Source organism: Micromonospora sp. CCTCC AA 2012012, from assembly GCF_040499845.1.
GTDB lineage: Bacteria > Actinomycetota > Actinomycetes > Mycobacteriales > Micromonosporaceae > Micromonospora > Micromonospora mangrovi.
Genome location: NZ_CP159342.1, coordinates 677,233 through 697,594 on the forward strand (window position 1 = coordinate 677,233; position 20,362 = coordinate 697,594).

At 74.5% G+C, this 20,362-nt stretch carries 22 protein-coding genes; 13 read left to right on the top strand and 9 right to left on the bottom strand.

Features of this window, described 5'->3' with window-relative positions; all coding sequences use genetic code 11:
- Positions 1–74: 74 nt before the first annotated feature.
- Positions 75–668, bottom strand: a complete 594-nt coding sequence (locus tag ABUL08_RS03155; RefSeq protein ID WP_350934322.1) for a cadmium resistance transporter — start codon at positions 666–668, stop codon at positions 75–77.
- Positions 669–889: 221 nt separating this feature from the next.
- On the opposite strand from ABUL08_RS03155, the gene ABUL08_RS03160 reads away from it, so the two are divergent.
- The 3 genes from ABUL08_RS03160 (at position 890) to ABUL08_RS03170 (ending at position 4,027) form a co-directional block, all read left to right on the top strand.
- Complete coding sequence (locus tag ABUL08_RS03160; protein WP_007462679.1) at positions 890–1,117, top strand: helix-turn-helix domain-containing protein; 228 nt, start codon at positions 890–892, stop codon at positions 1,115–1,117.
- A gap of 46 nt (positions 1,118–1,163) precedes the next feature.
- The gene (locus ABUL08_RS03165; RefSeq protein WP_350934324.1) at positions 1,164–1,931 is read left to right on the top strand and encodes an enoyl-CoA hydratase/isomerase family protein; all 768 of its coding nucleotides are present in this window, start codon (positions 1,164–1,166) and stop codon (positions 1,929–1,931) included.
- A 113-nt stretch (positions 1,932–2,044) separates the two neighbouring features.
- Positions 2,045–4,027, top strand: a complete 1,983-nt coding sequence (locus ABUL08_RS03170; RefSeq protein ID WP_350938468.1) for an ABC transporter ATP-binding protein — start codon at positions 2,045–2,047, stop codon at positions 4,025–4,027.
- Between the two features lie 10 nt (positions 4,028–4,037).
- On the opposite strand, the gene mug is transcribed toward ABUL08_RS03170, so the two are convergent.
- From mug to ABUL08_RS03200, 6 genes are all read right to left on the bottom strand, one after another.
- Positions 4,038–4,715, bottom strand: a complete 678-nt coding sequence (gene mug, locus ABUL08_RS03175) for a G/U mismatch-specific DNA glycosylase (RefSeq protein ID WP_377522791.1) — start codon at positions 4,713–4,715, stop codon at positions 4,038–4,040.
- Positions 4,712–5,473 (bottom strand): SDR family oxidoreductase, encoded by a 762-nt coding sequence (locus ABUL08_RS03180; RefSeq protein ID WP_350934327.1) that lies wholly within the window; start codon positions 5,471–5,473, stop codon positions 4,712–4,714. Before ABUL08_RS03180 ends, mug begins: the two co-directional genes overlap by 4 nt.
- Positions 5,474–5,515: 42 nt before the next feature.
- Positions 5,516–5,950 carry a hypothetical protein gene (locus tag ABUL08_RS03185; RefSeq protein ID WP_350938469.1) on the bottom strand — a complete coding sequence of 145 codons (435 nt, stop codon included), beginning with the start codon at positions 5,948–5,950 and terminating at the stop codon, positions 5,516–5,518.
- Positions 5,951–6,012: 62 nt separating this feature from the next.
- Positions 6,013–6,831 (bottom strand): DUF692 domain-containing protein, encoded by an 819-nt coding sequence (locus ABUL08_RS03190; protein ID WP_350934330.1) that lies wholly within the window; start codon positions 6,829–6,831, stop codon positions 6,013–6,015.
- Complete coding sequence (locus tag ABUL08_RS03195; protein ID WP_350934332.1) at positions 6,828–7,748, bottom strand: TIGR04222 domain-containing membrane protein; 921 nt, start codon at positions 7,746–7,748, stop codon at positions 6,828–6,830. Before ABUL08_RS03195 ends, ABUL08_RS03190 begins: the two co-directional genes overlap by 4 nt.
- Before the next feature lie 104 nt (positions 7,749–7,852).
- On the bottom strand, positions 7,853–8,425 hold the full coding sequence (locus ABUL08_RS03200; RefSeq protein WP_350934333.1) for a TetR/AcrR family transcriptional regulator: 573 nt from the start codon (positions 8,423–8,425) through the stop codon (positions 7,853–7,855).
- Positions 8,426–8,513: 88 nt separating this feature from the next.
- Here ABUL08_RS03200 and ABUL08_RS03205 point away from each other — a divergent pair, with 88 nt between their 5' ends.
- The 3 genes from ABUL08_RS03205 (at position 8,514) to ABUL08_RS03215 (ending at position 11,169) form a co-directional block, all read left to right on the top strand.
- Positions 8,514–9,365 (top strand): carbon-nitrogen hydrolase family protein, encoded by an 852-nt coding sequence (locus tag ABUL08_RS03205; RefSeq protein WP_350934336.1) that lies wholly within the window; start codon positions 8,514–8,516, stop codon positions 9,363–9,365.
- 61 nt (positions 9,366–9,426) lie between these two features.
- Positions 9,427–10,071 carry an HAD family hydrolase gene (locus tag ABUL08_RS03210; RefSeq protein ID WP_350934337.1) on the top strand — a complete coding sequence of 215 codons (645 nt, stop codon included), beginning with the start codon at positions 9,427–9,429 and terminating at the stop codon, positions 10,069–10,071.
- A gap of 168 nt (positions 10,072–10,239) precedes the next feature.
- Entirely contained in the window at positions 10,240–11,169 is a 930-nt protein-coding gene (locus ABUL08_RS03215) for a serine protein kinase RIO (protein ID WP_350934339.1), read from the top strand.
- 70 nt (positions 11,170–11,239) lie between these two features.
- Here the strand turns inward: ABUL08_RS03215 and ABUL08_RS03220 are convergent, their stop codons facing one another.
- Positions 11,240–11,488, bottom strand: a complete 249-nt coding sequence (locus tag ABUL08_RS03220) for a DUF2630 family protein (protein WP_350934341.1) — start codon at positions 11,486–11,488, stop codon at positions 11,240–11,242.
- Positions 11,489–11,745: 257 nt separating this feature from the next.
- On the opposite strand from ABUL08_RS03220, the gene ABUL08_RS03225 reads away from it, so the two are divergent.
- The 7 genes from ABUL08_RS03225 to ABUL08_RS03255 all read left to right on the top strand — a co-directional run bounded on the left by ABUL08_RS03225 (position 11,746) and on the right by ABUL08_RS03255 (position 19,682).
- Positions 11,746–13,083, top strand: coding sequence for a cytochrome P450 (locus ABUL08_RS03225; protein ID WP_377522859.1), 1,338 nt, complete (start codon positions 11,746–11,748; stop codon positions 13,081–13,083).
- The gene (locus tag ABUL08_RS03230; protein WP_350934346.1) at positions 13,080–14,012 is read left to right on the top strand and encodes a terpene synthase family protein; all 933 of its coding nucleotides are present in this window, start codon (positions 13,080–13,082) and stop codon (positions 14,010–14,012) included. Before ABUL08_RS03225 ends, ABUL08_RS03230 begins: the two co-directional genes overlap by 4 nt.
- Entirely contained in the window at positions 14,009–15,649 is a 1,641-nt protein-coding gene (locus ABUL08_RS03235; RefSeq protein WP_350934348.1) for a prenyltransferase/squalene oxidase repeat-containing protein, read from the top strand. Before ABUL08_RS03230 ends, ABUL08_RS03235 begins: the two co-directional genes overlap by 4 nt.
- A gap of 102 nt (positions 15,650–15,751) precedes the next feature.
- A complete protein-coding gene (locus ABUL08_RS03240; protein WP_350934350.1) occupies positions 15,752–18,193 on the top strand; it encodes a nitrate- and nitrite sensing domain-containing protein in 2,442 nt (813 codons plus the stop codon).
- A 91-nt stretch (positions 18,194–18,284) separates the two neighbouring features.
- Positions 18,285–18,710: a roadblock/LC7 domain-containing protein gene (locus ABUL08_RS03245; protein ID WP_350934352.1), complete on the top strand. Its 426-nt coding sequence runs from the start codon at positions 18,285–18,287 to the stop codon at positions 18,708–18,710.
- Positions 18,707–19,096 carry a DUF742 domain-containing protein gene (locus tag ABUL08_RS03250; protein ID WP_350934353.1) on the top strand — a complete coding sequence of 130 codons (390 nt, stop codon included), beginning with the start codon at positions 18,707–18,709 and terminating at the stop codon, positions 19,094–19,096. The genes ABUL08_RS03245 and ABUL08_RS03250 overlap by 4 nt, the downstream gene beginning before the upstream one ends.
- Positions 19,077–19,682, top strand: a complete 606-nt coding sequence (locus tag ABUL08_RS03255; RefSeq protein ID WP_350934355.1) for a GTP-binding protein — start codon at positions 19,077–19,079, stop codon at positions 19,680–19,682. The genes ABUL08_RS03250 and ABUL08_RS03255 overlap by 20 nt, the downstream gene beginning before the upstream one ends.
- 37 nt (positions 19,683–19,719) lie before the next feature.
- On the opposite strand, the gene ABUL08_RS03260 is transcribed toward ABUL08_RS03255, so the two are convergent.
- Positions 19,720–20,361, bottom strand: a complete 642-nt coding sequence (locus ABUL08_RS03260; RefSeq protein ID WP_350934357.1) for a GNAT family N-acetyltransferase — start codon at positions 20,359–20,361, stop codon at positions 19,720–19,722.
- Between the last annotated feature and the right edge of the window lies 1 nt (position 20,362).

Below are 20,362 nucleotides of genomic sequence, written 5' to 3' on the forward strand. Positions count from 1 at the left end.
CGAGGCCGGCGGCGGTCTCGGAGATCCACACCCGCCGCCAAACTCATGATCAACGGCGGGGAGTGGCGAGTGGGTCAGGACAGGAGGCGGGGGAGGACGCCGGAGGTGACCAGGATGGTCGCGCCGATGGCGATGAAGACCGCCGGCACCAGCCGGTGCCCGACCCGGCCGACCAGCCGGACCACCGTCGGGTGGCTGCCCAGCAGGGCGGCGACGGCGCACCAGAGCGCGACCAGCACGGCGAAGACGAGCAGCCACACCAGGCCGGTGGCCGGGTCGAGGGAACGGAACACCGGCACGTAGACCGCGATGTTGTCGGACCCGTTGGCGATCGTCACCCCGGCGACACCGAGCAGGCTGCCCACCACGGCCGGCGGTGCGTCGTCGTCGGCGCGACTGACCAGGGCGCGGATCCCCAGCCCGATGGGCAGCAGGCCGAGCAGGCCGGTCCACGGGTCGGGCACCACCAGCAGCCCGGCGGCGACCACCACCGCGGCGGTGACCAGCGCGCCGATGCCGAGATACTGGCCGGCCACGATGTGCCAGGGGCGGGGCCGCCCGGCGCTGCGCGCGGCCACGAAGAGCACGGTGAGCACGACGATGTCGTCGAGGTTCGTCGCGGCGAAGACGGCGGCCGCGCCGGCCGCGGCGGCGAGCGGGTCGATCACGCCCGGCAGGGTACGGCCCGGCGTCGCCCCCGGCGAGCCGTGAGCGCTCCCACCCGCGGGTGATCTCCGGTCGGCCGGTCGGAAGGTTCACTCTATCGGGAAGGTGACATCGCATAGCGTGTCGGTTGGCGAAGAGTTGATATCTGGCGCATGATCGTTCGAGGCGGTCTAATAGGTGGGACCGTATCCGAACCGCACAGTCTGGGACGTGAGGAATCAGCATGGCAGCCACTGGCACAGCCACCAGCACTGAGAAGGGTCGCCGGATCGTCGGAGCCGAGCGTCAGACGCTCGCCAAGGACCTGGTAAAGCGGTACACCTCCGGTGAGAGCATCCGTGCGCTCGCGGCCTCCACCGGCCGTTCCTACGGATTCATCCACCGGGTGCTCACCGAGTCCGGGGTGCAGCTGCGGCAGCGCGGCGGCGCCCGGCGCCGGAAGAAGGCGTGACCCGCCCGCCAGCGTCGTCCACCAGCGTCGTGCTCCGGTTCGTCCGGTGACCGCCGAGACGACCGGGGTACGACTCGACTGCGACGGGCCGGTCGCCACGGTCACGTTGTGCCGGCCCGACGTGCTCAACGCCCAGACCCCGGCCATGTGGCGCGCGATGAGCGACTTCTCCCGGGACCTGCCGGGCGACGTGCGCGTCGTCGTCGTACGCGCCGAGGGGCGGGCCTTCTCCGCGGGCCTGGACCTGTCGGTGGCCGGTGCCTCCGGCCCCGGGTCCTTCGCGGAACTCTCCACCCTGCCCGAGCAGGAGTGTGCCGACCGGATCGCCGGCTACCAGGGCGGTTTCACCTGGCTGCACCGGCCCGACGTCATCTCGGTGGCGGCCGTGCAGGGGCACGCCATCGGCGCCGGATTCCAACTCGCCCTCGCCTGTGACCTGCGGGTGCTCGCCGAGGACGCCAAGCTCTCCATGGCCGAGGTGACCCTCGGTCTGGTGCCCGACCTCGCCGGCACGAAGCGTCTGGTGGAGCTGGTCGGCTATGCCCGCGCACTGGAGATCTGTGCCACCGGCCGCCGGATGGACGCCGCCGAGGCAGACCGGATCGGCCTGGCCAACCTGGTCGTGCCGACCGCCGAGCTGGACGCGGCGGTGCGGGACCTGACCGCCGGCCTGCTCGCCGGCAACCGGGACGCCGTGGTGGAGATCAAGGCGCTGCTCGCGGGCGCCGGCGGGCGCTCCCACGCCGAGCAGCAGCGCGCCGAGCGGGAGGCCCAGACCCGCCGGCTGCGTGACCTCGCCGGTCGCGGAGAATAGTAAGGACCGTTCGGGAAGATCCGGGTTACTCGCGAGGTTGTCGTAGTCGTCGGGAGAATTGACCCGGACGACGCGTGCTGCCCACGACCCGGAGGTGACGAGTGTCCAGTCCGATGCACGGCGGGGGCATGGCGGGCTGGAGCATGCTCCGGTCGATGCGCAGCCAGGACGAGGTCTCCGGGCACCAGCTCAAGCGCGGCACCGCCAAGCGGATCGTCGCCTTCGCCCAGCCCTACCGGCGCGACATCGTCGTCTTCCTGGTCACCGTGGTCATCTCCGCGGTCATCGGGGTGGCGACCCCGGTGCTCGCCGGTGACGTGATCAACGCGATCAACCGGGGCGGCACCGAAGCGGGCGCGGTGGTGATCCGGCTGGCCCTGGTGATCGGCGCGCTGGCGGTCGCCGACGCGCTCTTCTCCCTCGCCCAGCGGTGGTACTCGGCCCGGATCGGCGAGGGGATCATCCTCGACCTGCGCACCCGGGTCTATGACCACGTCCAGCGGATGCCGCTGCAGTTCTTCACCCGGACCCAGACCGGCGCCCTGGTCAGCCGGCTCAACAACGACGTGCTCGGCGCCCAGCGGGCCTTCACCTCGACGCTCTCCGGGGTGGTCAGCAACGTCATCCAGCTGGTGCTCACTGCCGGCGTGATGTTCACCCTCTCCTGGCAGATCACCACGCTCTCGCTGGTCATGCTGCCGATCTTCATCATCCCGGCCCGCCGGGTCGGCAAGCGGCTCGCCGAGATCACCCGGGAGTCGTACAACCTCGACGCGAAGATGAACGCGACGATGACCGAGCGGTTCGGCGTGGCCGGGGCGCTGCTGGTCAAGCTCTTCGGCTCGCCCGAGGTCGAGGCGCGCCGCTTCGCCGGCCGCGCCGAGCGGGTCCGCGACATCGGCATCCAGTCCGCCATGTACTCGCGGACGTTCTTCGTGGCGATGCTGCTGGTGGCCTCCCTGGCCCAGGCCCTCACCTACGGCCTCGGCGGCTGGCTCGCGGTCACCGGCGCGGTCAGCGCGGGCACCGTGGTCACCCTCGCGCTGCTGCTCACCCGCCTCTACGGCCCGCTGACCGCGCTCTCCAACGTCCGGGTGGACGTGATGAGCGCCCTGGTCTCCTTCGACCGGGTCTTCGAGGTGCTCGACCTGCACCCCGGCATCGAGGAGAAGCCGGGCGCGGTGCCGGTCCCCCGGGGCAACGGCCGGGTCGAGTTCCGCGACGTGCGGTTCCGCTACCCGAGCGCCGCCGAGGTGTCGCTGGCCTCCCTGGAGGAGGTCGCCACCCTGGACCGGACGATCAACGAGCCGGTGCTCAAGGGGGTCTCCTTCGGCGTGGAGCCGGGGCAGATGGTGGCCCTGGTGGGCCCGTCCGGCGCCGGCAAGTCGACGCTCTCCATGCTCATCTCCCGGATCTACGACGTCACCGACGGCCAGGTGCTGGTCGGCGGGGTCGACGTCCGGGACGCCACCCTCGCCTCGCTGCGCGACGAGATCGGCGTGGTCACCCAGGACTCCCACCTGTTCCACGAGACCATCGCGGAGAACCTGCGCTACGCCAAGCCGGACGCCACCGACGACGAGATCTGGGCCGCCCTGGCCGGCGCGCAGGTCGCCGACCTGGTCCGCTCCCTGCCCGACGGGCTGGAGACGACGGTCGGGGAGCGGGGCTACCGCTTCTCCGGTGGTGAGAAGCAGCGCATCGCGATCGCCCGGCTGCTGTTGAAGGCCCCGTCGATCGTGATCCTCGACGAGGCCACCGCGCACCTGGACTCCGAGAGCGAGGCGGCCGTGCAGCGGGCGCTGTCGGTGGCGCTGACCGGGCGTACGGCGCTGGTGATCGCGCACCGGCTCTCCACGGTCCGGGACGCCGATCAGATCCTCGTCCTCGACGGGGGGCGGATCGTCGAGCGGGGCCGGCACGACGAGCTGGTCGCCGTCGGTGGGCTCTACGCCGAGCTCTACCGCACCCAGTTCGCGGTCGCCGACTCGCCCACCCCGTACGCCGGGCCGGAGCAGCCGGACCCGGTGGTGCGGACGGTGCCGATGGGCACGTACGTGGCGGAGGAGGCCCTGCCGCCCGCCGTCGCCAACTGACCCTGGCGGGTCAGGCCCGCTCGCCGCGGGTCGCCGCGCGCAGTTCACCGAAGGCCGCGCCGAGGGTCTCGGCGGTGAAGTGCGCGTTCAGTCCGCTCGGGTTGGGCAGGACCCAGAGCCGGGCCCCGCCGAGCAGCTCCGGCTGCGGCCCGAAGGTCGCCTTCGGGCGGGTGAAGCCGATCCGGTAGGCGGTCACCCCGACCACCGCGACCCACCTCGGCCGCCACCGCGTCACCTTGGCGGTGAGCAGCTCCGCGCCGGTCACCAGCTCCGCCGCGCTCAGCTCGTCGGCGCGGGCGCTGGCCCGGGCCACCATGTTGGTGATGCCCAACCCGAGGCTGAGCAGCTCGTCCTGCTCGCTCGGGTGGAGTTGGCGAGGGGTGAACCCGCCACGGTGCAGCGCCGGCCAGAACCGGTTGCCCGGGCGGGCGAAGTGCCAGCCGGTCGCCGCCGACCAGAGACCCGGATTGATCCCCACGAAGAGCACGTCCAGCCCCGGACCGAGGAGATCCGGAAGGGTCCGGTCGGCCGCCGCCGCCAACTCCGCCCTGCTCGGCCTCCCACCTCCCCTCACCCTCACCCCCGCCGCACCCTCCTGGTGATCAAGAGGTTTGCGTCCCGTGGAGCCCGCCTTCGTGACGCGAACTTCTTGATCACCGGGGCCGGGGCCGGGGTCGGGGGTGGTCATAGGGTGCGGAGGGCGCCGCCGTCGACCGGGACGGTGACCCCGGTGACGAAGCCGGCGGCGGGGGAGAGCAGGAAGGCGGCCACCCGGCCGAACTCGGCCGGCTCGCCGATCCGGCCGAGCGGGATGGCCGCCTCGGCCTCGGTCCGGGCCCGCTCGGGGTCGCCGGTGGCGGCGAAGAGTTCCCGGTTGCGGTCGGTGAGGATCCGCCCCGGCAGCAGGCCCACCACCCGGACGCCCCGGGGGCCGTACTCGTCGGCGATGTCCTTGGCCACGCCGGCCAGGCCGGGGCGCAGGCCGTTGGAGATGCCCAGGCCGGGCACGGGGCTGCGGGCGGAGGTGGAGAGGACCAGCCCGATCGCGCCCCCGTCGGTGAGGGCGGCGGCGACCGTCCTGGCCGCGCGGACGGTGCCGAGGAAGACCGTCTCGAAGGACTCGCGCCACTGCTCGTCGGTGACCTGGGCGGCGGTGCCCCGGGGCGGACCGCCCACCGAGATCAGCGCGCCGTCGAGGCGGCCGAACTGCTCGCGGGCCGCGGCGACGAGCCGGTGCGGGGTGGCCGGGTCGGTGAGGTCGGCGGTCAGCCCGATCGCGTGTTCCGGGCCGCCGAGCGCGTCGACCGCGGCGGCCACCCGCTCGGGGGCCCGCGCCGAGACGACCACCTTCGCGCCGTCGGCCACCAGCTGCTCGGCGGTGGCGAGGCCGAGGCCGCCCGAGGCACCGGTCAGCACGTACACCCGGTCGGCGAGTCCGAGATCCATGACGCCGATCCTGCCGTACTCCGTGCCGGTCCGCAGCGGGGGTCAGCCGGTGGCGGGGCGGAGCAGGCGTACCCGACCGGCGAGCTGCACCGCGACGGCGCCGCCGGCCCGGGCCACGGCCGGCAGCCGGCGCGGCCGGGGCGCGCGCCGACCGTCGTAGCGGGTGGCCGCCTCGCGGGCGACCAGCTCCTCCGCGCCGAGCGGCGGGAGCGTGCCCCGGTCGCGCAGCTCCCGGGCCAGGTCCCAGCCGTCGCGCAACGAGCCGTTGGTGGGGCGGCCGGCCGCCCAGTCGGCGAAGGTGCCGGGCCAGTCTGCGCCGAGGCCGGCGGCGAGCAGTGGCCAGTGCCGGGCCACGTCGCCGGCCCGTTTGCGCAGCAGCGCGCGGCGGGCGACGTCGACCGGGACCGGGTCGAAGCCGGGCGGCGTCGGGGCCCCGGCGACCAGGGACGCGACCAGCGCCGCCTGCCGCGCGGCCAGACCGGTCCCGGCGTCGGGGGCGGTGTCCCCGCCGGTGCGACCCGTCGGTCGTTCCCGGCCGGTCACGTGACCACCGGGAAGCCGCCCGCGACGGCGAGGGCGTCCAGTTCGCCGCGCAGCTCGGCGGCGGGCGGGTAGCAGCCGTCCCGTTCCAGCAGCAGGGCCGGCGGCCGACGCCGCGCGCACAGGTCGCGGACCAGGTCGAGCACCTCGGCGGGGACCGGGTCGGTGTGCGTGTCGTGATAGAAGCCGCCCTGCTCGGCGCCGCCCGCGACGTGCACGTAGGCGATCCGCTCCAGCGGCAGCCGGTCCAGCAGGGCCGCCGGGTCGCCGCCCCGGTTGCGCGCGTTGGCGTGCACGTTGGCGATGTCGAGCAGCAGCAGCGCCCCGGTGGCGTCCAGGATCTCGGTCAGGAAGTCGGCCTCGTCGAGCTCGTCGTCCGGCCAGTCGAAGAGCGCGGCGATCGGTTCGAGGGCGATCGGCACCGGCAGCTCCGCCTGCGTCCGCCGTACGTTCGCCACCACCGCGGCGACCGCCTCCCGGCTGCGCGGCAACGGCAGCAGGTGCCCGGCCTCCAGGCCGCCGGCCCGGACGAACGCGATGTGCTCGCTGACCAGCGGCGCGTCGACCGCCGCGGCCACCCCGGCCAGGTGGGCCACCCGCGCGGCGTCCACCGGCTCGGCGCCGCCGAGCGACAGCTTCACCCCGTGGGGTACGACGGTGACGCCGCGTCCCCGCAGCTCGGCCAGCTCGGGCGGGAGCGGGCCGGCCGGCGCGACGGTCTCCGCCACCACCTCGACGAAGCGCAGCCCGGGCAGGCCGGCCACGAAGCCGGCGATCTCCGGCCGCCAGCCGATCCCGATCCCCGACGGCGTCGTCATCCGCCGCACCCGCCACCGCCGCAGCCGCCGCCCCCGCAGGAACTGCCACCGCCGCACGAGCTGCCGCTGCTGCAGGAACTCCCGCCGCCGCACGAGCTGCCCGACGAGCCGGTGCCGGTCATCGCCTGGCGCTGCACCTCGGCCTGCGCCGCGAAGCCGGGGTCCATCGCCCAGATGGTGGCGGTGCCGAAGAGCGCCACCCCCATCGCGGCGTCGGACGGACCGTAGGTGGCGTAGGCGGGGGCGGCGGACGGCCGCAGGAAGGTGTGCCGGCGACGCAGCTCGCGCAGCTCCCGGTTGGCGGCGCGGGTGCGCCAGGGCACCCGGGCCAGCAGCAGGAACGCGATGAACAGTGGCACCAGGGTGAGCATCAGGAAACCGGCCGGTTTGCCGTGGGAGAGGCCGGTGACGAGCCGGAAGCCGCCGAGCAGCAGCAGGGCGAAGATCAGCATCGGGCCGCGCCGGACGGCGTTGCGGCGGGCGGGGGAGAGGGCCAGCCCGCGCTGCTGGAGGCCGTCGCGCAGCTGCTCCAGCGCCCGGGCCACCCACTCGTCGCCGCGCAGCTCACGGGCGGTGAGGTTTCGGCCGGCGGCGTTGTAGATCGCCTGGTCCAGCGGGGTCACCCCGGCCGGCATCGACCCGGCGACGGTGAGGCGCCGGTCGACGCCGACGCCGACCACGCCGCTGCGGCGCAGGCCGCCCAGGGCGGTCCAGACGGCGAGCTGGTCGCCGCCGTTGAGGTAGGCCACCTGCTGCGGACCGAGTGGGGCGCTGCCGGCGGTCGACGGACCGGCCAGCGCGGTGAGCCGGTGCACCAGGCTGCCGACGACCAGCACGGCCGCCGCCAGGAGGTACCACCGCAGGAAGACGGGGCCGGGGATGCCCCAGGTGTCGCCGGGTGCCGCGAGGACCGTCATGATCTGCTCCTGTCGCGAGGGGTGCGCGGCCCCATTGTGGAGCAGCCCCGCCAGGGATGATCCGGTGGAGCGGTCGAGTTACCGGACCGAGATCCGGCGCCGGCTCAGCGCCGGCGGACCGCCTCCTCGACGAGGTCCAGCACCGGCCCCAGGTCGCCGGCCGGTCGACCCATCGCCAGGTGCAGCACCAGCCCGTCGTACGCCAGCTCCAGGAACTGGGCCAGCACGTCGATCGGTACGTCCTCACGCAGCACCCCGGCGTCCCGCTGGCGGACCAGCCGCTCCCGGGTGGCCTCGGCGATGGCCGCGGAGCGTTCCGCCCAGCGTCGGGCGAACGACGGGTCGGTGCGCAGCCGGCGGGAGACCTCCAGCTGGCTGCCGAGCCAGCCGGTGGTGTCCGTGGAGCCGGCGCGGGCGAGCAGGTCCCGCATCACCTGGACCAGGCCGTTGCGGGCGACCGTCTCCACCATGGCCGCGGCGTCGTCCTCGGCGACGGCGAGGAAGAGCGAGTCCTTGTCCCGGAAGTGGTGGAAGATCGCGCCGCGGGAGAGGCCGGTGGCCTCCTCCAGGCGGCGTACGGTGGCGCCTTCGTAGCCGTGCCGGGCGAAACACGCCCGCGCGGCGCCGAGGATCTCCTGCCGGCGCGCGTCGAGCTGGTCCTGGCTTACTCTGGGCACGGGTCGATCGTGTCAGGTGCCCCGACGGTACGCAAACCGTACGTACGGCTTGGGATCTGCCGGTGCCGTTCCGGTCTACGATCAGCCGGTGACCCCGCTTCCCGCGCGCCCGCTGACCGTGGCGACCGTACAGGCCCAGCCGGTCCCGGGTGACCTCGCCGGCAACGCCGTCGCCGCCGCCCGGTGGACCGACCGGGCCGCCGCCGCGGGTGCCCGGGTGGTCGTGCTGCCCGAGCTGTTCCTGCCGGCGTACCACCCGCCGACCCTGGCCGCCGACCCGACCGGCACCGACCTGGCCGCCACTGCCGACGGGGCGGTGCATGACCCCCGCCTGGACCCGCTGCGGCAGGCCGCCCGGGGCGGCGGGACGACCGTGGTGCTCGGCGCGGCGGTCCGCCACCCCGACGCGCGCCGGACCATCTCCTCGCTGGCCGTCGACCCGTCCGGCGCCGTCCGGGTGGCGTACGACAAGCAGCAGCTCTGGGGCGGTGAGCGCGACCTCTTCGACGCCGGCCGACGCGGCGCCACCCTGCTCGTCGACGACTGGCGGCTGGGTCTCGGCATCTGTTACGACGGCTGCTTCCCCGAGCACGGCCGGGCCGCCGCCGACGACGGCGCCCACGGCTACCTCTGCCCGAGCGGCTACCTGGCCGGCTCGGCGCACCGGCGCGACCTCTACTACGCCGCCCGGGCCCTCGACAACACCATGTACGTGGTCTTCGCCAACGCCGTCGGCGGCGCCGACCCGTGGCGGTTCAACGGCGGCGCGGCCGTCTACGACCCCGAGGGACGCCCACTGGCCCGGGGCGCCGACACGGGGGAGGAGCTGCTGGTGGCCGAACTCGACCCGGCCGCGCTCGCCGCCACCCGGTCGGCGCACAGCATGCTCACCGACCGCCTCCCCGACCAGGGCCTCCCCCGATCGGTGCTGCGCGGCTGACGGACGGTGCAGGGCAACTCGGCCCTGTCGGCGGCGGGTCGCAGTCCCGTAAGGTGCCCGAGTGCCGCTGCTCCTGCTCGACCTGGACAACACCCTGCTCGACCGGGCAGGGCCGTTCCGTGCCTGGGGTGAGCGGTTCCTGGCCGGCATCGGCGCGCCGGCCGCCGACATCGACTGGCTGCTCTCCATCGACGCGGACGGGCTGACCGACCGGTGGGACGTCGCGGACGCCATCCGGGACCGGTACGCGCTCCGCATCCCCTCCATCGACCTGGTCGAGGAGCTGCACGACGGGGTGGTGGCGAACACCCGGCTCGACCCCCTCGTGGCCTGCGCGCTGCGGATCGCCGACGACGCCGGCTGGGTGCCGGTGGTGGTCACCAACGGCACGGCCCGCCAGCAGGACGCGAAGATCCGCGGTACGGGACTGGACCGCTACGTCGCCGACTGGGTGATCTCCGAGGAGGTCGGGGTCAGCAAACCCAATCCGAGGATCTTCGCGCTCGCCGCGCAGCGGGCCCGGCTGCCGCTGCGCGGGGCGTGGGTGGTCGGGGACAGCCCGGAGGCGGACATCGGCGGCGCGGCCGCCGTGGGCCTGCCCAGCGTCTGGCTGCACCGGGGCCGGAGCTGGTCGGACACCCGGTTCGCGCCGACCCGCACGGTGGACGGGCTGATCGCCGCGGTGGCCGTGGTCCTCGGCGGCTGAGCGGGTCGTAAATCGGTTGACCACGGCGTGAGCCGCCGGTGAACATGGGGGCCGCGCGACGGGCGCTGCCGGGTGTCACCCGGTCGAGGAGAGGAGGTCGGTCATGGCCGTCTTCGCAGGGTCGTACCACCTGCCTCCATCAGCCTCGATCGAAGGATCATCCCCACCTTGCGTGAACACGACACCCCGGCGCCCGAGCGCCGTGGCCGCGGCAGACGCCGCTTCGACGACGACGAACCCACCTTCCTGAAGCGCGGCCGGCCCGCCGAGCCGGCCCTCGCCGAACCCGACGACGAACCCGACCCGCAGGGCCGCTGGTCCACCTGGGACCAGGCCGTGCACGGGCCGGAACCACACCCCGACTGGCTGGTCACCGAGCTGGCCGCGAAGGACACCGAACTCGGCGTGCTCAAGACCGGCAAGGAGGCGGACGTCCACCTGGTCCGCCGCGCCGTGCCGGACACCGACCGCTCCTGCCTGCTGGCCGCGAAGCGCTACCGCGACGCCCAGCACCGGCTCTTCCACCGGGACGCCGGCTATCTGGAGGGCCGCCGGGTCCGCCGGTCCCGGGAGAACCGGGCCATGGAGGGGCGTACCGCGTTCGGTCGGCAGATGATCGCCGGGCAGTGGGCGGCGGCCGAGTTCGGCGCCCTCGCCCGGCTCTGGGAGATCGGCGCCGCCTCCGGGCGGATCGCCGTGCCGTACCCGGTCCAGTTGATCGGCACCGAGCTGATGCTGGAGTTCGTCGGGGACGCCGCACAGGGCGAGGCGGCACCGCGGCTGGCCCAGCTCCGTCCCGACGCCGCCGGGCTGCGCGACCTCTGGGAGCAGCTCGTCGACGCGCTGGTGGTGCTGGCCCGGGCCGGCTACGCCCACGGCGACCTGTCCCCGTACAACCTGCTGGTGCACCGGGGGCGGCTCGTCATGATCGACCTGCCGCAGGTGGTCGACGTGGTGGCCAACCCGCAGGGCGCGGAGTTCCTCGCCCGCGACGTCCGGGTGGTCGCCACCTGGTTCGTCGCCCGCGGCCTGCCGGCCGGGGACGCGGACCAGGCCGCGCTGACCGAGGTGCTGCTGCGGGAGGCCGGCCTGCGCTGAGCGCGGACGTCCCGGGCGGGGGCCACCCCGCCCGGGACGTCTCCGTCCGTCCCGCCGGCCAGCGGGCGGGTCACTGCAGGTAGCGCTCCACCTCCGACAGGGGCCGCTCGCCCTGGGCGTCGGGGTCGCCGTGCGCCTGCCGGGCCGCCCGGCGGCGGCGCAGCAGGTCCCAGCACTGGTCCAGCGACTCCTCCAGCGCCCGCAGCCGCTCCTTGGCGTCGTCGTCGGTGCCGGACTCGTGCTCCTGGGCGGTCGAGCGGAGCCGGTGCTCCTCGTCGACCAGTTCGGAGATCCGGTTCAGGATGGTCTTGTCGTCCATGCCCCTGAGCCTGGCACAGGGGACCGGGCCGCGCTCAGCTTCTTTCCGGGTGGCGCCGCGATGTTCCACCTGCGGAATTCTCACCACGAGCAGGTCTGGAGGATCTCTCGCGTCGGTGACATGCTCATGACTCACCGGAGCGGCCCGACTCCACAGGTGACCAGCCGATGTGGACGAGGCGTGCCGAGACGAGGAGAGCTGGGATGTCCGACGCGGTGAGCGGTGATCCCGCCCCGACCGCCGGCAGGGCGGTCAACGTGCCCGTACGCCGGGCGCTGCCCACGCTGCTGAAGGACCCGCTCGGGGGACTGGTGCGGATCGCCGACGAGGCGCGGGGCCAGGTCGTCCGGCTCAACCTCGGCACGTTCCGGCCCTGGCTGGTCAGCCACCCCGAGCACCTTCAGCGGGTGCTGCGCGACAACGCGGCCAACTACGTCCGCGACGACCGGGGCCTGCTCTGGCGTCCGGTGCGCCGGGTGGTCGGCGAGGCGATCCTGGTCGCCGAGGGGGAGGTCTGGGAGTCGAGCCGGGCCGCCCTGCAACCGCTGTTCACCGCGAAACGGGCGGAGACCCTGGTCGAGCGGATGGCGGAGGCGATCGGCGAGGCCGTGGACGACTGGGTCGAGCCGGCCCGGGCGGGCCGCCCGATCGACGGTGCGCGGGAGCTGAAGACGCTGGTCCTGCGGGCCACCATGCGGGTGCTCTTCGCCGACCGGATCTCGCTCGCGGACGCGCTGCGGATCAGCGCCGCCCTCGACACGGTGACCACCGCGATGATGCCCCGCCTGGTGGCGCCGTTCGTCCCGTACGCGGTGCCGATGCCCGGCGACCGGGCGTTCCGGGAGGCGGTCCGCACCATCGACCAGGTGGTGCTGCCGATCATCCGGTCGGTCCGGGCCCGGCCCGACGACGGCGACGACATCATCGCCACCCTCTGCCGACCCCGGCCGGACGGGCGGGTGCCCGACGAGTACCAGATCCGGGGCGACGTGGTGGCGATGTTCTCGACCGCCACCGAGACGACCATCGCGCTGCTGTCCTGGCTCTGGCCGGTGCTGGCGACCCAGCCCGACGTGGCGGCCACGCTCCACGAGGAGGTCGACCGGGTGGTCGGCGACGGGCCGGTCCGCCGGGAGCACCTCGGCGAGCTGCGCTACACCCGGATGGTCCTGGACGAGCTGCTCCGGCTCTATCCGGCCGGCTGGCTGATCCCCCGGACGGCGGTCGCGGACGACGTGCTCGGCGGCGTCCGGATCCCCGCCGGGGGCACGGTGCTGGTCAGCCCGTACGTGACCCAGCGGATGGCCACCTTCTGGCCGGACCCGACCCGGTTCGACCCGGAGCGGTTCGCCCCCGACCAGCCGCGCCGCCGCTACCGCTACGCGCACTTCCCGTTCGGCGGCGGCCCCCACCGGTGTCTGGGCCAGTACCTGTTCCTGCTGGAGGCCCAGCTCATCGTGGGCACCGTGCTCAGCCGGTTCCGGTTCCGGCTGGCCGGGCCGGCCGACCTGACGCCACGGATGGGTGCCTCGCTGTCGCCCCGGCAACGGATGGCGCTCACGCTCACCCCGGCGCGCGGCCCGGTCGGCCGGTGACCGCCCCACCGGCGGCGGCCAGCGGCACGCTCGACGGCGGAGCGCCGTCGGCCTCGGTGGCCGAGCAGGGCCGGATCTGCGCCCTGGCCACTCGGGGGCTGCGCGACCTCCAGGACGTCGCCGCCCGCCATCCGGGGCTCTTCTCGGCCGAGACGTTCGACCCGGCGCTGCTCAGCTCGGTGGCCACCGCCATCGCCTTCACCGCGCCCTGGTATCCGGCGTCCCGGCTGCGCCTCACCACCCGGGTGCTGCTCTGGGTCTTCGCCGCCGACTGGGCGATCGACACCCGGGCCGGCAGCGCCGACGAGGTGCGCCGTACGGTCGCGGAGTGCCTCGCGGTGGCCGACGGCGCGCCGCCGCCGCCGGGCGCGGAGCTGGCGCACCTGCTGGCCGAGATCCGCGACGAGCTGACCACCGCGCCGGCCTGGGCCGCGCTGCGCACGGTGTGGCGGGACGAGCTGGACCGGATGTTCCGCGCGGTGGCCCGGGAGTGGGAGTGGAAGAACCTGCCGGCCGACCCGGTGACCGGCCGGCCGGCGCTCAGCCTCGACGGGTACCTCGACAACGCCGACAACCTGGCGTGTTCGTTCGTCAACGTGACCCACTGGATCGCGGTGGGCGACCCGGACTGCGTCGACCACCTCACCGAGCTGCGCAGCGTCGGGCGGGACGTGCAGCGGGTGCTGCGCCTGGTCAACGACCTGGCCACCTACCGGCGGGACGTGGAATGGGGTGACCTCAACGCGCTGCTGCTGGTCGCCGAGCCGACCGAGGTCACCGACCGGCTGACCGAGCTGGCCGCCGACTGCCGGGAGCGGATCTCCGCGCTCGCGGACCGCAGCCCCCGGCAGGCCGAGTACCTGCACCGGCAGATCTCCTACACCAGCGGCTTCTACCAGCTCTCCGACTTCTGGGGGGCGGCCCGGTGACCGGGCCCGCCGCGTCCGCCGTGGTGCCGCTGCGTCGCGCGGACGCGCTGGTCGAGCAGCTGTCGCGGCAGCCGTGGGGGCAGGTCGACCCCTCCACGTACGAGACGGCCCGGCTGGTCGCGGACGCGCCCTGGCTGCCCGGGCACCCGGCCCGCGTCGCGCACCTGCTGCGCGGGCAGCGGGCCGACGGCGCCTGGGGACCACCCGAGGGGTACGCGCTGGTGCCGACCGTGAGCGCCGTCGACGCGCTGCTGGCGGAGCTGGCCCGGCCGGGGGAACCGGCCGCCGGCCTGCTCGACGCGGTGGCGGGCGGGCTGCGGGCGCTCCGCGGTCCGCTCGCCCGGCTCGTCCTGCCGGACACGCCCGGCGCCGACCTGATCGTGCCGGCGCTGGTCGGCTCGATCGGCGAGCGGCTGGACCGGTTGGACGGGGGCCTCCGGCACCGGCTACCGGTCGGTCGGCCGGCGCTGCCTCCCGGTGTCACCCGGGAGCGGCTCGACCGGATCCGGGCGGTGGTGGCGGCCGGTGCCGACCTGCCCGCCAAGCTCGCCCACTTCGTCGAGGTGCTGGAGCTGCCGGCGGGGCGGCTGCCCGGCGCGCACGGCACCGATCCGCTGGCGGTGGGCGCCTCCCCGGCGGCGACGGCGGCCTGGCTCGCCGCGGCCGGCCCGTCCGACGGGGCGGCGGCCCGGGACTTCCTGACCGGGCTGGTGCGGCACGGCGGCGGCCCGGTGCCCTGCCCGACGCCGATCACGGTCTTCGAACGGGCCTGGGTGCTCAGCGCTCTGCTCCGGGCCGGCCTCCCGGTGGTCCCGCCGGCGGTGCTGGTGGAGAGCCTGGCCGTGGCGACGGGGAGGAGCGGCATCGCCACCGGGGCCGGCCTGCCGACGGACGCGGACACCACCGCCGTCGCCCTGGACGCGCTGGGCCGGCTCGGCCGCCCCGCCGACCCGGCCGTGCTGTGGGAGTACGAGACGGACGAGGGGTTCTGCACCTGGCCGGGGGAGGACGGCTTCTCGGTCACCACGAACGCGCACGTCCTGGACGCCTTCGCCCGGCACCTGCGCCGACACCCGGGGGCGGGTGCCCGGCACCGGGCCGTCCCGGCGCGCCTCGCCGGGGTGCTGCGGGAGCGGCAGGGTGCCGACGGCGGCTGGCGGGACCGCTGGCACGCCTCTCCCTACTACGCCACCGCGTGCTGCGTGTCGGCACTGGTCGACTCCGGGGCCGGTCCGGCGGCGACGGACGCGGTCGCCGCGGCGGTCCGCTTCGTGCTGCGGACGCAGCGCCCGGACGGCTCGTGGGGGCGCTGGGCGGGCACCGTGGAGGAGACGGCGTACGCCCTGCACGTCCTGCTCGCCGCGCCGTGGGCCGCCGCCGGGGTGACCGCCGCGATCGCCCGTGGCTACGGCCGGCTGATCGATCCGTCCGACGGGCCGCATCCTCCACTGTGGTACGGCAAGGAGTTGTACCGCCCGGTGGCCGTCGTCGGGGCGGCCGTGCTTGCCGCCACGCAGCTGGCCTCGGAACACCTGCTGGGCGTGGGGAGAGAGCTGCCGATCCGGGAGCCGGCGAGGGTGCGCGGAGCGGGTGCACCGGACATTCAGCGACTTGAGGGTACCTGTGGACACTGCTAGCGTACGCACAGCCTGCGGCCCCCTGGACGGCACTGGCAGGACGAGCCCCCTCTACATGATCATGCGTTGACGAGCTGATCAGCGCCCTGTCTGGACGGTCCGATGCGTTCTCGCGGTACCAGCATTCGCACCAAGATCGTCGCCCTCCTGCTCTCGCTGGTCGCCCTCTGGGCGTTCGCGGCGTGGATCACCGTGCGGGACGGCTTCAATCTCCTCGGCGTGCAGATGCTCAACAGCAAGGTCTATGTGCCCAGTGAGCCGCTGCTGCGCCAACTGCAACTGGAGCGTCGGCTCGCCACCGCGTACCTCAGCATCCCCGCCGCGCCGCAGCGCGACGCGTACCAGGCGGAGCAGCGCCGGGCCGAGGAGCTGGCCGCCACCTTCGAGGGCTCCGTCAAGGACTGGCAGGTCGACCTGGCCGGCAGCACCCTGCTGCGCAGCCGCCTCGACCAGTCGGTGCAGCGGCTGAACGCGCTGCGCGACCTGCGCAAGGCCGTCAACGAGCGGAGCATCGACCGGGTGGCCGCCGCCCAGGGCTACACCGAGGCGATCGAGTCGATCTTCCAGGTCTACGACGTCACGGGCAGCCTGGACGACAAGGAGATCGCGGCCGACGCCGCCGCCCTCATCCAGCTCAACCGGATGAAGGAGCTGATCTCCCAGCAGGACGCGCTGGTCAGCGGCCTCTCCGGCAGCCGCCGGATCAGCGGCCCCGAGTACGCCCGGTTCTCCTCCCTGGTCGGCGCCGAACGCTTCCTCGGCACCGAGACCGCCGCCCGGCTCTCCCCGGACGACCAGCGGCGCTACCGGCAGCTCAGCGAGGGCGAGGCGTTCAGCCGGCTGCGCTCGACGCAGGACCAGATCATCCGGGACGGCCGCCCGAGCGACGTGCTGCCCTTCGACGACGCCCGGTGGCGGGCCACCGTCGACCCGGCGCTGAACGCCGTCGACGAGGTGGTGAGCGCGGGCGGTGACGGCATCGTCAGCCGGGCCACCGGCACCGCGATCATGGTGATCGTCCGCCTGGTGCTCGCCACCGGTCTCGGTCTGCTCGCCGTCATCGCCTCGATCGTCATCTCCATCACCACCGCCCGGACCCTGCTGCGCCAGCTCGAACGGCTGCGCGAGGCCGCGCACACGCTGGCCGAGGAGCGGCTGCCCGGCGTGGTCGAACGGCTCGGTCACGGCGAGGAGGTCGACGTCGCCCGCGAGGCGCCGCCGCTGCAGTTCGGCGACGACGAGATCGGGCAGGTGGGCCGGGCGTTCAACGCGGTGCAGGAGACCGCGATCCGGACCGCGGTCGAGCAGGCCGAGCTGCGCCGCAGCGTCCGCGAGGTGTTCCTCAGCCTGGCCCGGCGCACCCAGGCGCTGGTGCACCGCCAGCTCACCCTGCTCGACGCGATGGAACGTCGGGAGCACGACGCGGAGGAGCTGGAGGACCTGTTCCGGGTCGACCACCTCGCCACCCGGATGCGGCGCAACGCCGAGAACCTGATCGTCCTCTCCGGCTCGACGCCGGGCCGGTCCTGGCGACGCAACGTGCCGATGGTCGACGTGATCCGCGGTGCGGTCGCGGAGGTCGAGGACTACACCCGGGTGAACGTGCTGCCGCTCGGACGGGTGTTCCTGGCCGGTCGCGCCGTCGGTGACGTCATCCACCTGCTGGCCGAGCTGATCGAGAACGGCCTCTCCTTCTCGCCGCCGCACACCAGCGTCGAGGTGCGCGGCCAGATGGTGGGCAACGGCTTCGTCATCGAGATCGAGGACCGCGGGCTCGGCATGCCCGAGGAGGACCTCGCCGCCGCCAACCACCGCATCGTGGACCGCTCCGAACTCAACCTCGCCCAGGCCTCCCGGCTCGGCCTCTACGTGGTCAGCCGGCTCATCGAGCGGCACGGCGTACGGGTCCGGCTCAAGGAGTCCCCGTACGGCGGGACGACCGCCGTGGTGCTGATCCCGCTCGAACTGGTCACCGCCGACGCGTCCGGCCCCGTCGCCGCCGACCCGCCGTCCCGCCCGGCCGGTGTCGACCCGGTCGCCACCCCGGTCGCGGCCGGACCGTCCGGGCCGGTCGACCCGGCCCCGGCCGCGGTGGAGGTGCGCACCGCCGCCGTCGACACCGTCCCCACCGGCGACGGCGCGACCTCGGGCGCACCGTCGACCCTGCCGACCCGGACCCGGCGCCGGCAGCCGGCGCTGGAGGAGCCGACCGTCTCCACCGGCCTGCCGACGACGACGCCGGCCGAGCCGCAGCCGGCGGTGCCGGCCGCGACGCCGCCGACCGGGTCGGCCGATCCGCAGCGCACCGACTCCGGGCTGCCGGTACGGGTACGGCAGGCGAGCCTGGTGCCGGAGCTGCGGGACGAGACGTCCGACCCGGACGCCGACGACGACGCGACCCGCCCGCCGGAGCAGGTGCGGCGGATGATGGCCTCCTACCAGAGCGGCACGAGACGCGGGCGTACCGACGCGGCGCGGCTGGTCGGCGGGGCCGGCCGGGAGGCGGGACCGGCGTCGGACACCGCGGACGAGCAGACGACCTGACGAGGGCGTCCGCCCGACGGCACCGGTCGCCGGGCGGACGACGACCACGGACGAGAACGGCGACACCAGCCGGGGGAGAAGAGGACGACGAGTGGCGCAGAAGACCGCAACGAGTTCCGACCTGACGTGGTTGCTGGACGACCTGGTCGGCCGGGTGAAGCAGGCGGAGCACGCCGTCGCGCTCTCCACCGACGGGCTGCTGATGGCCGCGTCGAAGGGGCTGAGCCGGGACGACGGCGAGCACCTGGCAGCCATGGCGGCCGGCATCCAGAGCCTGGCCCGGGGCGCCGGCAAGCGGTTCGGCGGCGGGCAGGTGCAGCAGACCATCATCGAGATGCAGTCGTCGTTCCTGTTCGTCACGGCGGCCGGCCGTAACGCGTGCCTGGCGGTGCTCGCCTCCGAGGACGCCGACGTCGGCCTGATCGCGTACGAGATGGCGATGCTGGTGACGCGGGTCGGCAAGTTCGTCGCCTCGCCGACCCGTGAGGTGTCGCCCGGCGAGAACCTGGCGCGATGACCGCCCCCGGCGAGCCCGCCGCACAGGAGTGGGTGGACGACCATGCGGGCCCGGTGGTCCGCCCGTACGCGGTGACCGGCGGCCGGGCCCGCCCCGTCACCGGCACCTTCGACCTGATCTCCCTGGTCACGGCGACCCGGGCCGACGTGGGCTCGGAGGCCGGCCTGGGTCCCGAGCACGTGGCCATCGTGGGCCTCTGCCAGCGGATCCAGTCGGTGGCCGAGGTCGCCGCCCATCTGGACCTGCCGGTGGGCAGCGTCCGGGTGCTCCTCGGCGACCTGGTGGCCCGCAATCTGGTCCGGGTCCGTGAACCACGGGCCACTTCGGCCGGTCTTCCCGACGAGAGCGTTTTCGAGGCGGTAATCAATGGACTACGTGCGCTCTGAGCGGCCGGCCGGCGCGGCGCCGCTGCCCACCGCGATCAAGATCCTCATTGCCGGCGGCTTCGGTGCCGGCAAGACCACCATGGTCGGCGCGGTCAGCGAGACCCGGCCGCTGCGGACCGAGGAGGTGCTGACCGAGACCGGCATCGGCATCGACGACCTCTCCGGCGTGGAGGACAAGACCACCACCACGGTGGCGATGGACTTCGGCCGGATCACCATCAGCGACGACCTGGTGCTCTATCTCTTCGGCACGCCCGGACAGGACCGGTTCTGGTTCGTCTGGGACGAGCTGGCGCTCGGTGCCATCGGCGCGGTGGTGCTCGCCGACACCCGGCGGCTCGCCGACTGCTTCCCGTCGATCGACTACTTCGAGGAGCGGGGCACCCCGTTCGTGGTGGCGGTGAACTGCTTCGAGGGCTCCCGGGAGTTCCGATTGGACGAGGTGCAGACCGCGCTGAACCTCGACCCGGGCGTGCCGGTGCTGCTCTGCGACGCGCGGCAGCGGGAGTCCAGCAAGGAGGTCCTCATCACCCTGCTGGAGCACGCGATGAAGACCCGCGAGGCCCGCCGCCGCGCCGCCGACTGACCCACCCGACCGGCGTACGCGATGCCGCCCGCCCCGGTCACCCGCCGAACATCGGGCGGCAGGCCCGCAGCCCCTGGACCCGCACCGGGGGTCGCTCCTGCCGTTCCCAGTTCTGCCGGGTGAGCCGGAGGCGGTCGGACACGACCGCCTCGCCGTCGCGGGCGTCGACCGAGATGCCGTCGGGCTCGTAGCCGAGCTTGCGGGAGACCCGCTGGGACGCGTGGTTGTCCTGGAACACCTCGGTGCGTGCCGCCCGCGCGCCGAGGTGGTCGAAGGCCAGCGTGAGCAGGCCGATCCGCGCCTCGGTGCCGTGACCCCGGCCGTGGTGGTCGACGCCCAGCCAGGAGGAGGTCGAGACCTCGCGGAGCACCGCGAAGTCCCGGGCGCGCAGGGTGACCATGCCGAGCGGCTCCCCCTGGTGCAGCACCGCGAGTCCGAGGCTCCACTCCGCCGCGCTCCACCCCGCAAGCCGGCTCCAGTGTCCCTGGAGCACGGACCGCGCCCGGTCCTCGGGGCCGCCGTCGGTCCACGGCGTCAGGAACGGACGTTCGTCCGCCCGGTGCACACCGTTGGCGGCCACCTCGGCGAGCCGCGCCAGTTCCTCCTCCCTGGGCAGCCGGAGTTCGAGGCGTGGCGTGACGATGGTCAGGCCGTACGGGGGCCACAGGTCAGCGAGCACG

What these genes read in the sequence shown, in the direction of transcription:
- ABUL08_RS03190 (WP_350934330.1), bottom strand. Translation starts at nt 6,831, where the DNA reads ATGACGACGCCGTCGGGGATCGGGATCGGCTGGCGGCCGGAGATCGCC.
- ABUL08_RS03255 (WP_350934355.1), top strand. Translation starts at nt 19,077, where the DNA reads ATGGACTACGTGCGCTCTGAGCGGCCGGCCGGCGCGGCGCCGCTGCCC.
- ABUL08_RS03160 (WP_007462679.1), top strand. Translation starts at nt 890, where the DNA reads ATGGCAGCCACTGGCACAGCCACCAGCACTGAGAAGGGTCGCCGGATC.
- ABUL08_RS03220 (WP_350934341.1), bottom strand. Translation starts at nt 11,488, where the DNA reads ATGGACGACAAGACCATCCTGAACCGGATCTCCGAACTGGTCGACGAG.
- ABUL08_RS03180 (WP_350934327.1), bottom strand. Translation starts at nt 5,473, where the DNA reads ATGGATCTCGGACTCGCCGACCGGGTGTACGTGCTGACCGGTGCCTCG.
- mug (WP_377522791.1), bottom strand. Translation starts at nt 4,715, where the DNA reads ATGACCACCCCCGACCCCGGCCCCGGCCCCGGTGATCAAGAAGTTCGC.
- ABUL08_RS03250 (WP_350934353.1), top strand. Translation starts at nt 18,707, where the DNA reads ATGACCGCCCCCGGCGAGCCCGCCGCACAGGAGTGGGTGGACGACCAT.
- ABUL08_RS03170 (WP_350938468.1), top strand. Translation starts at nt 2,045, where the DNA reads ATGCACGGCGGGGGCATGGCGGGCTGGAGCATGCTCCGGTCGATGCGC.
- ABUL08_RS03195 (WP_350934332.1), bottom strand. Translation starts at nt 7,748, where the DNA reads ATGACGGTCCTCGCGGCACCCGGCGACACCTGGGGCATCCCCGGCCCC.
- ABUL08_RS03240 (WP_350934350.1), top strand. Translation starts at nt 15,752, where the DNA reads ATGCGTTCTCGCGGTACCAGCATTCGCACCAAGATCGTCGCCCTCCTG.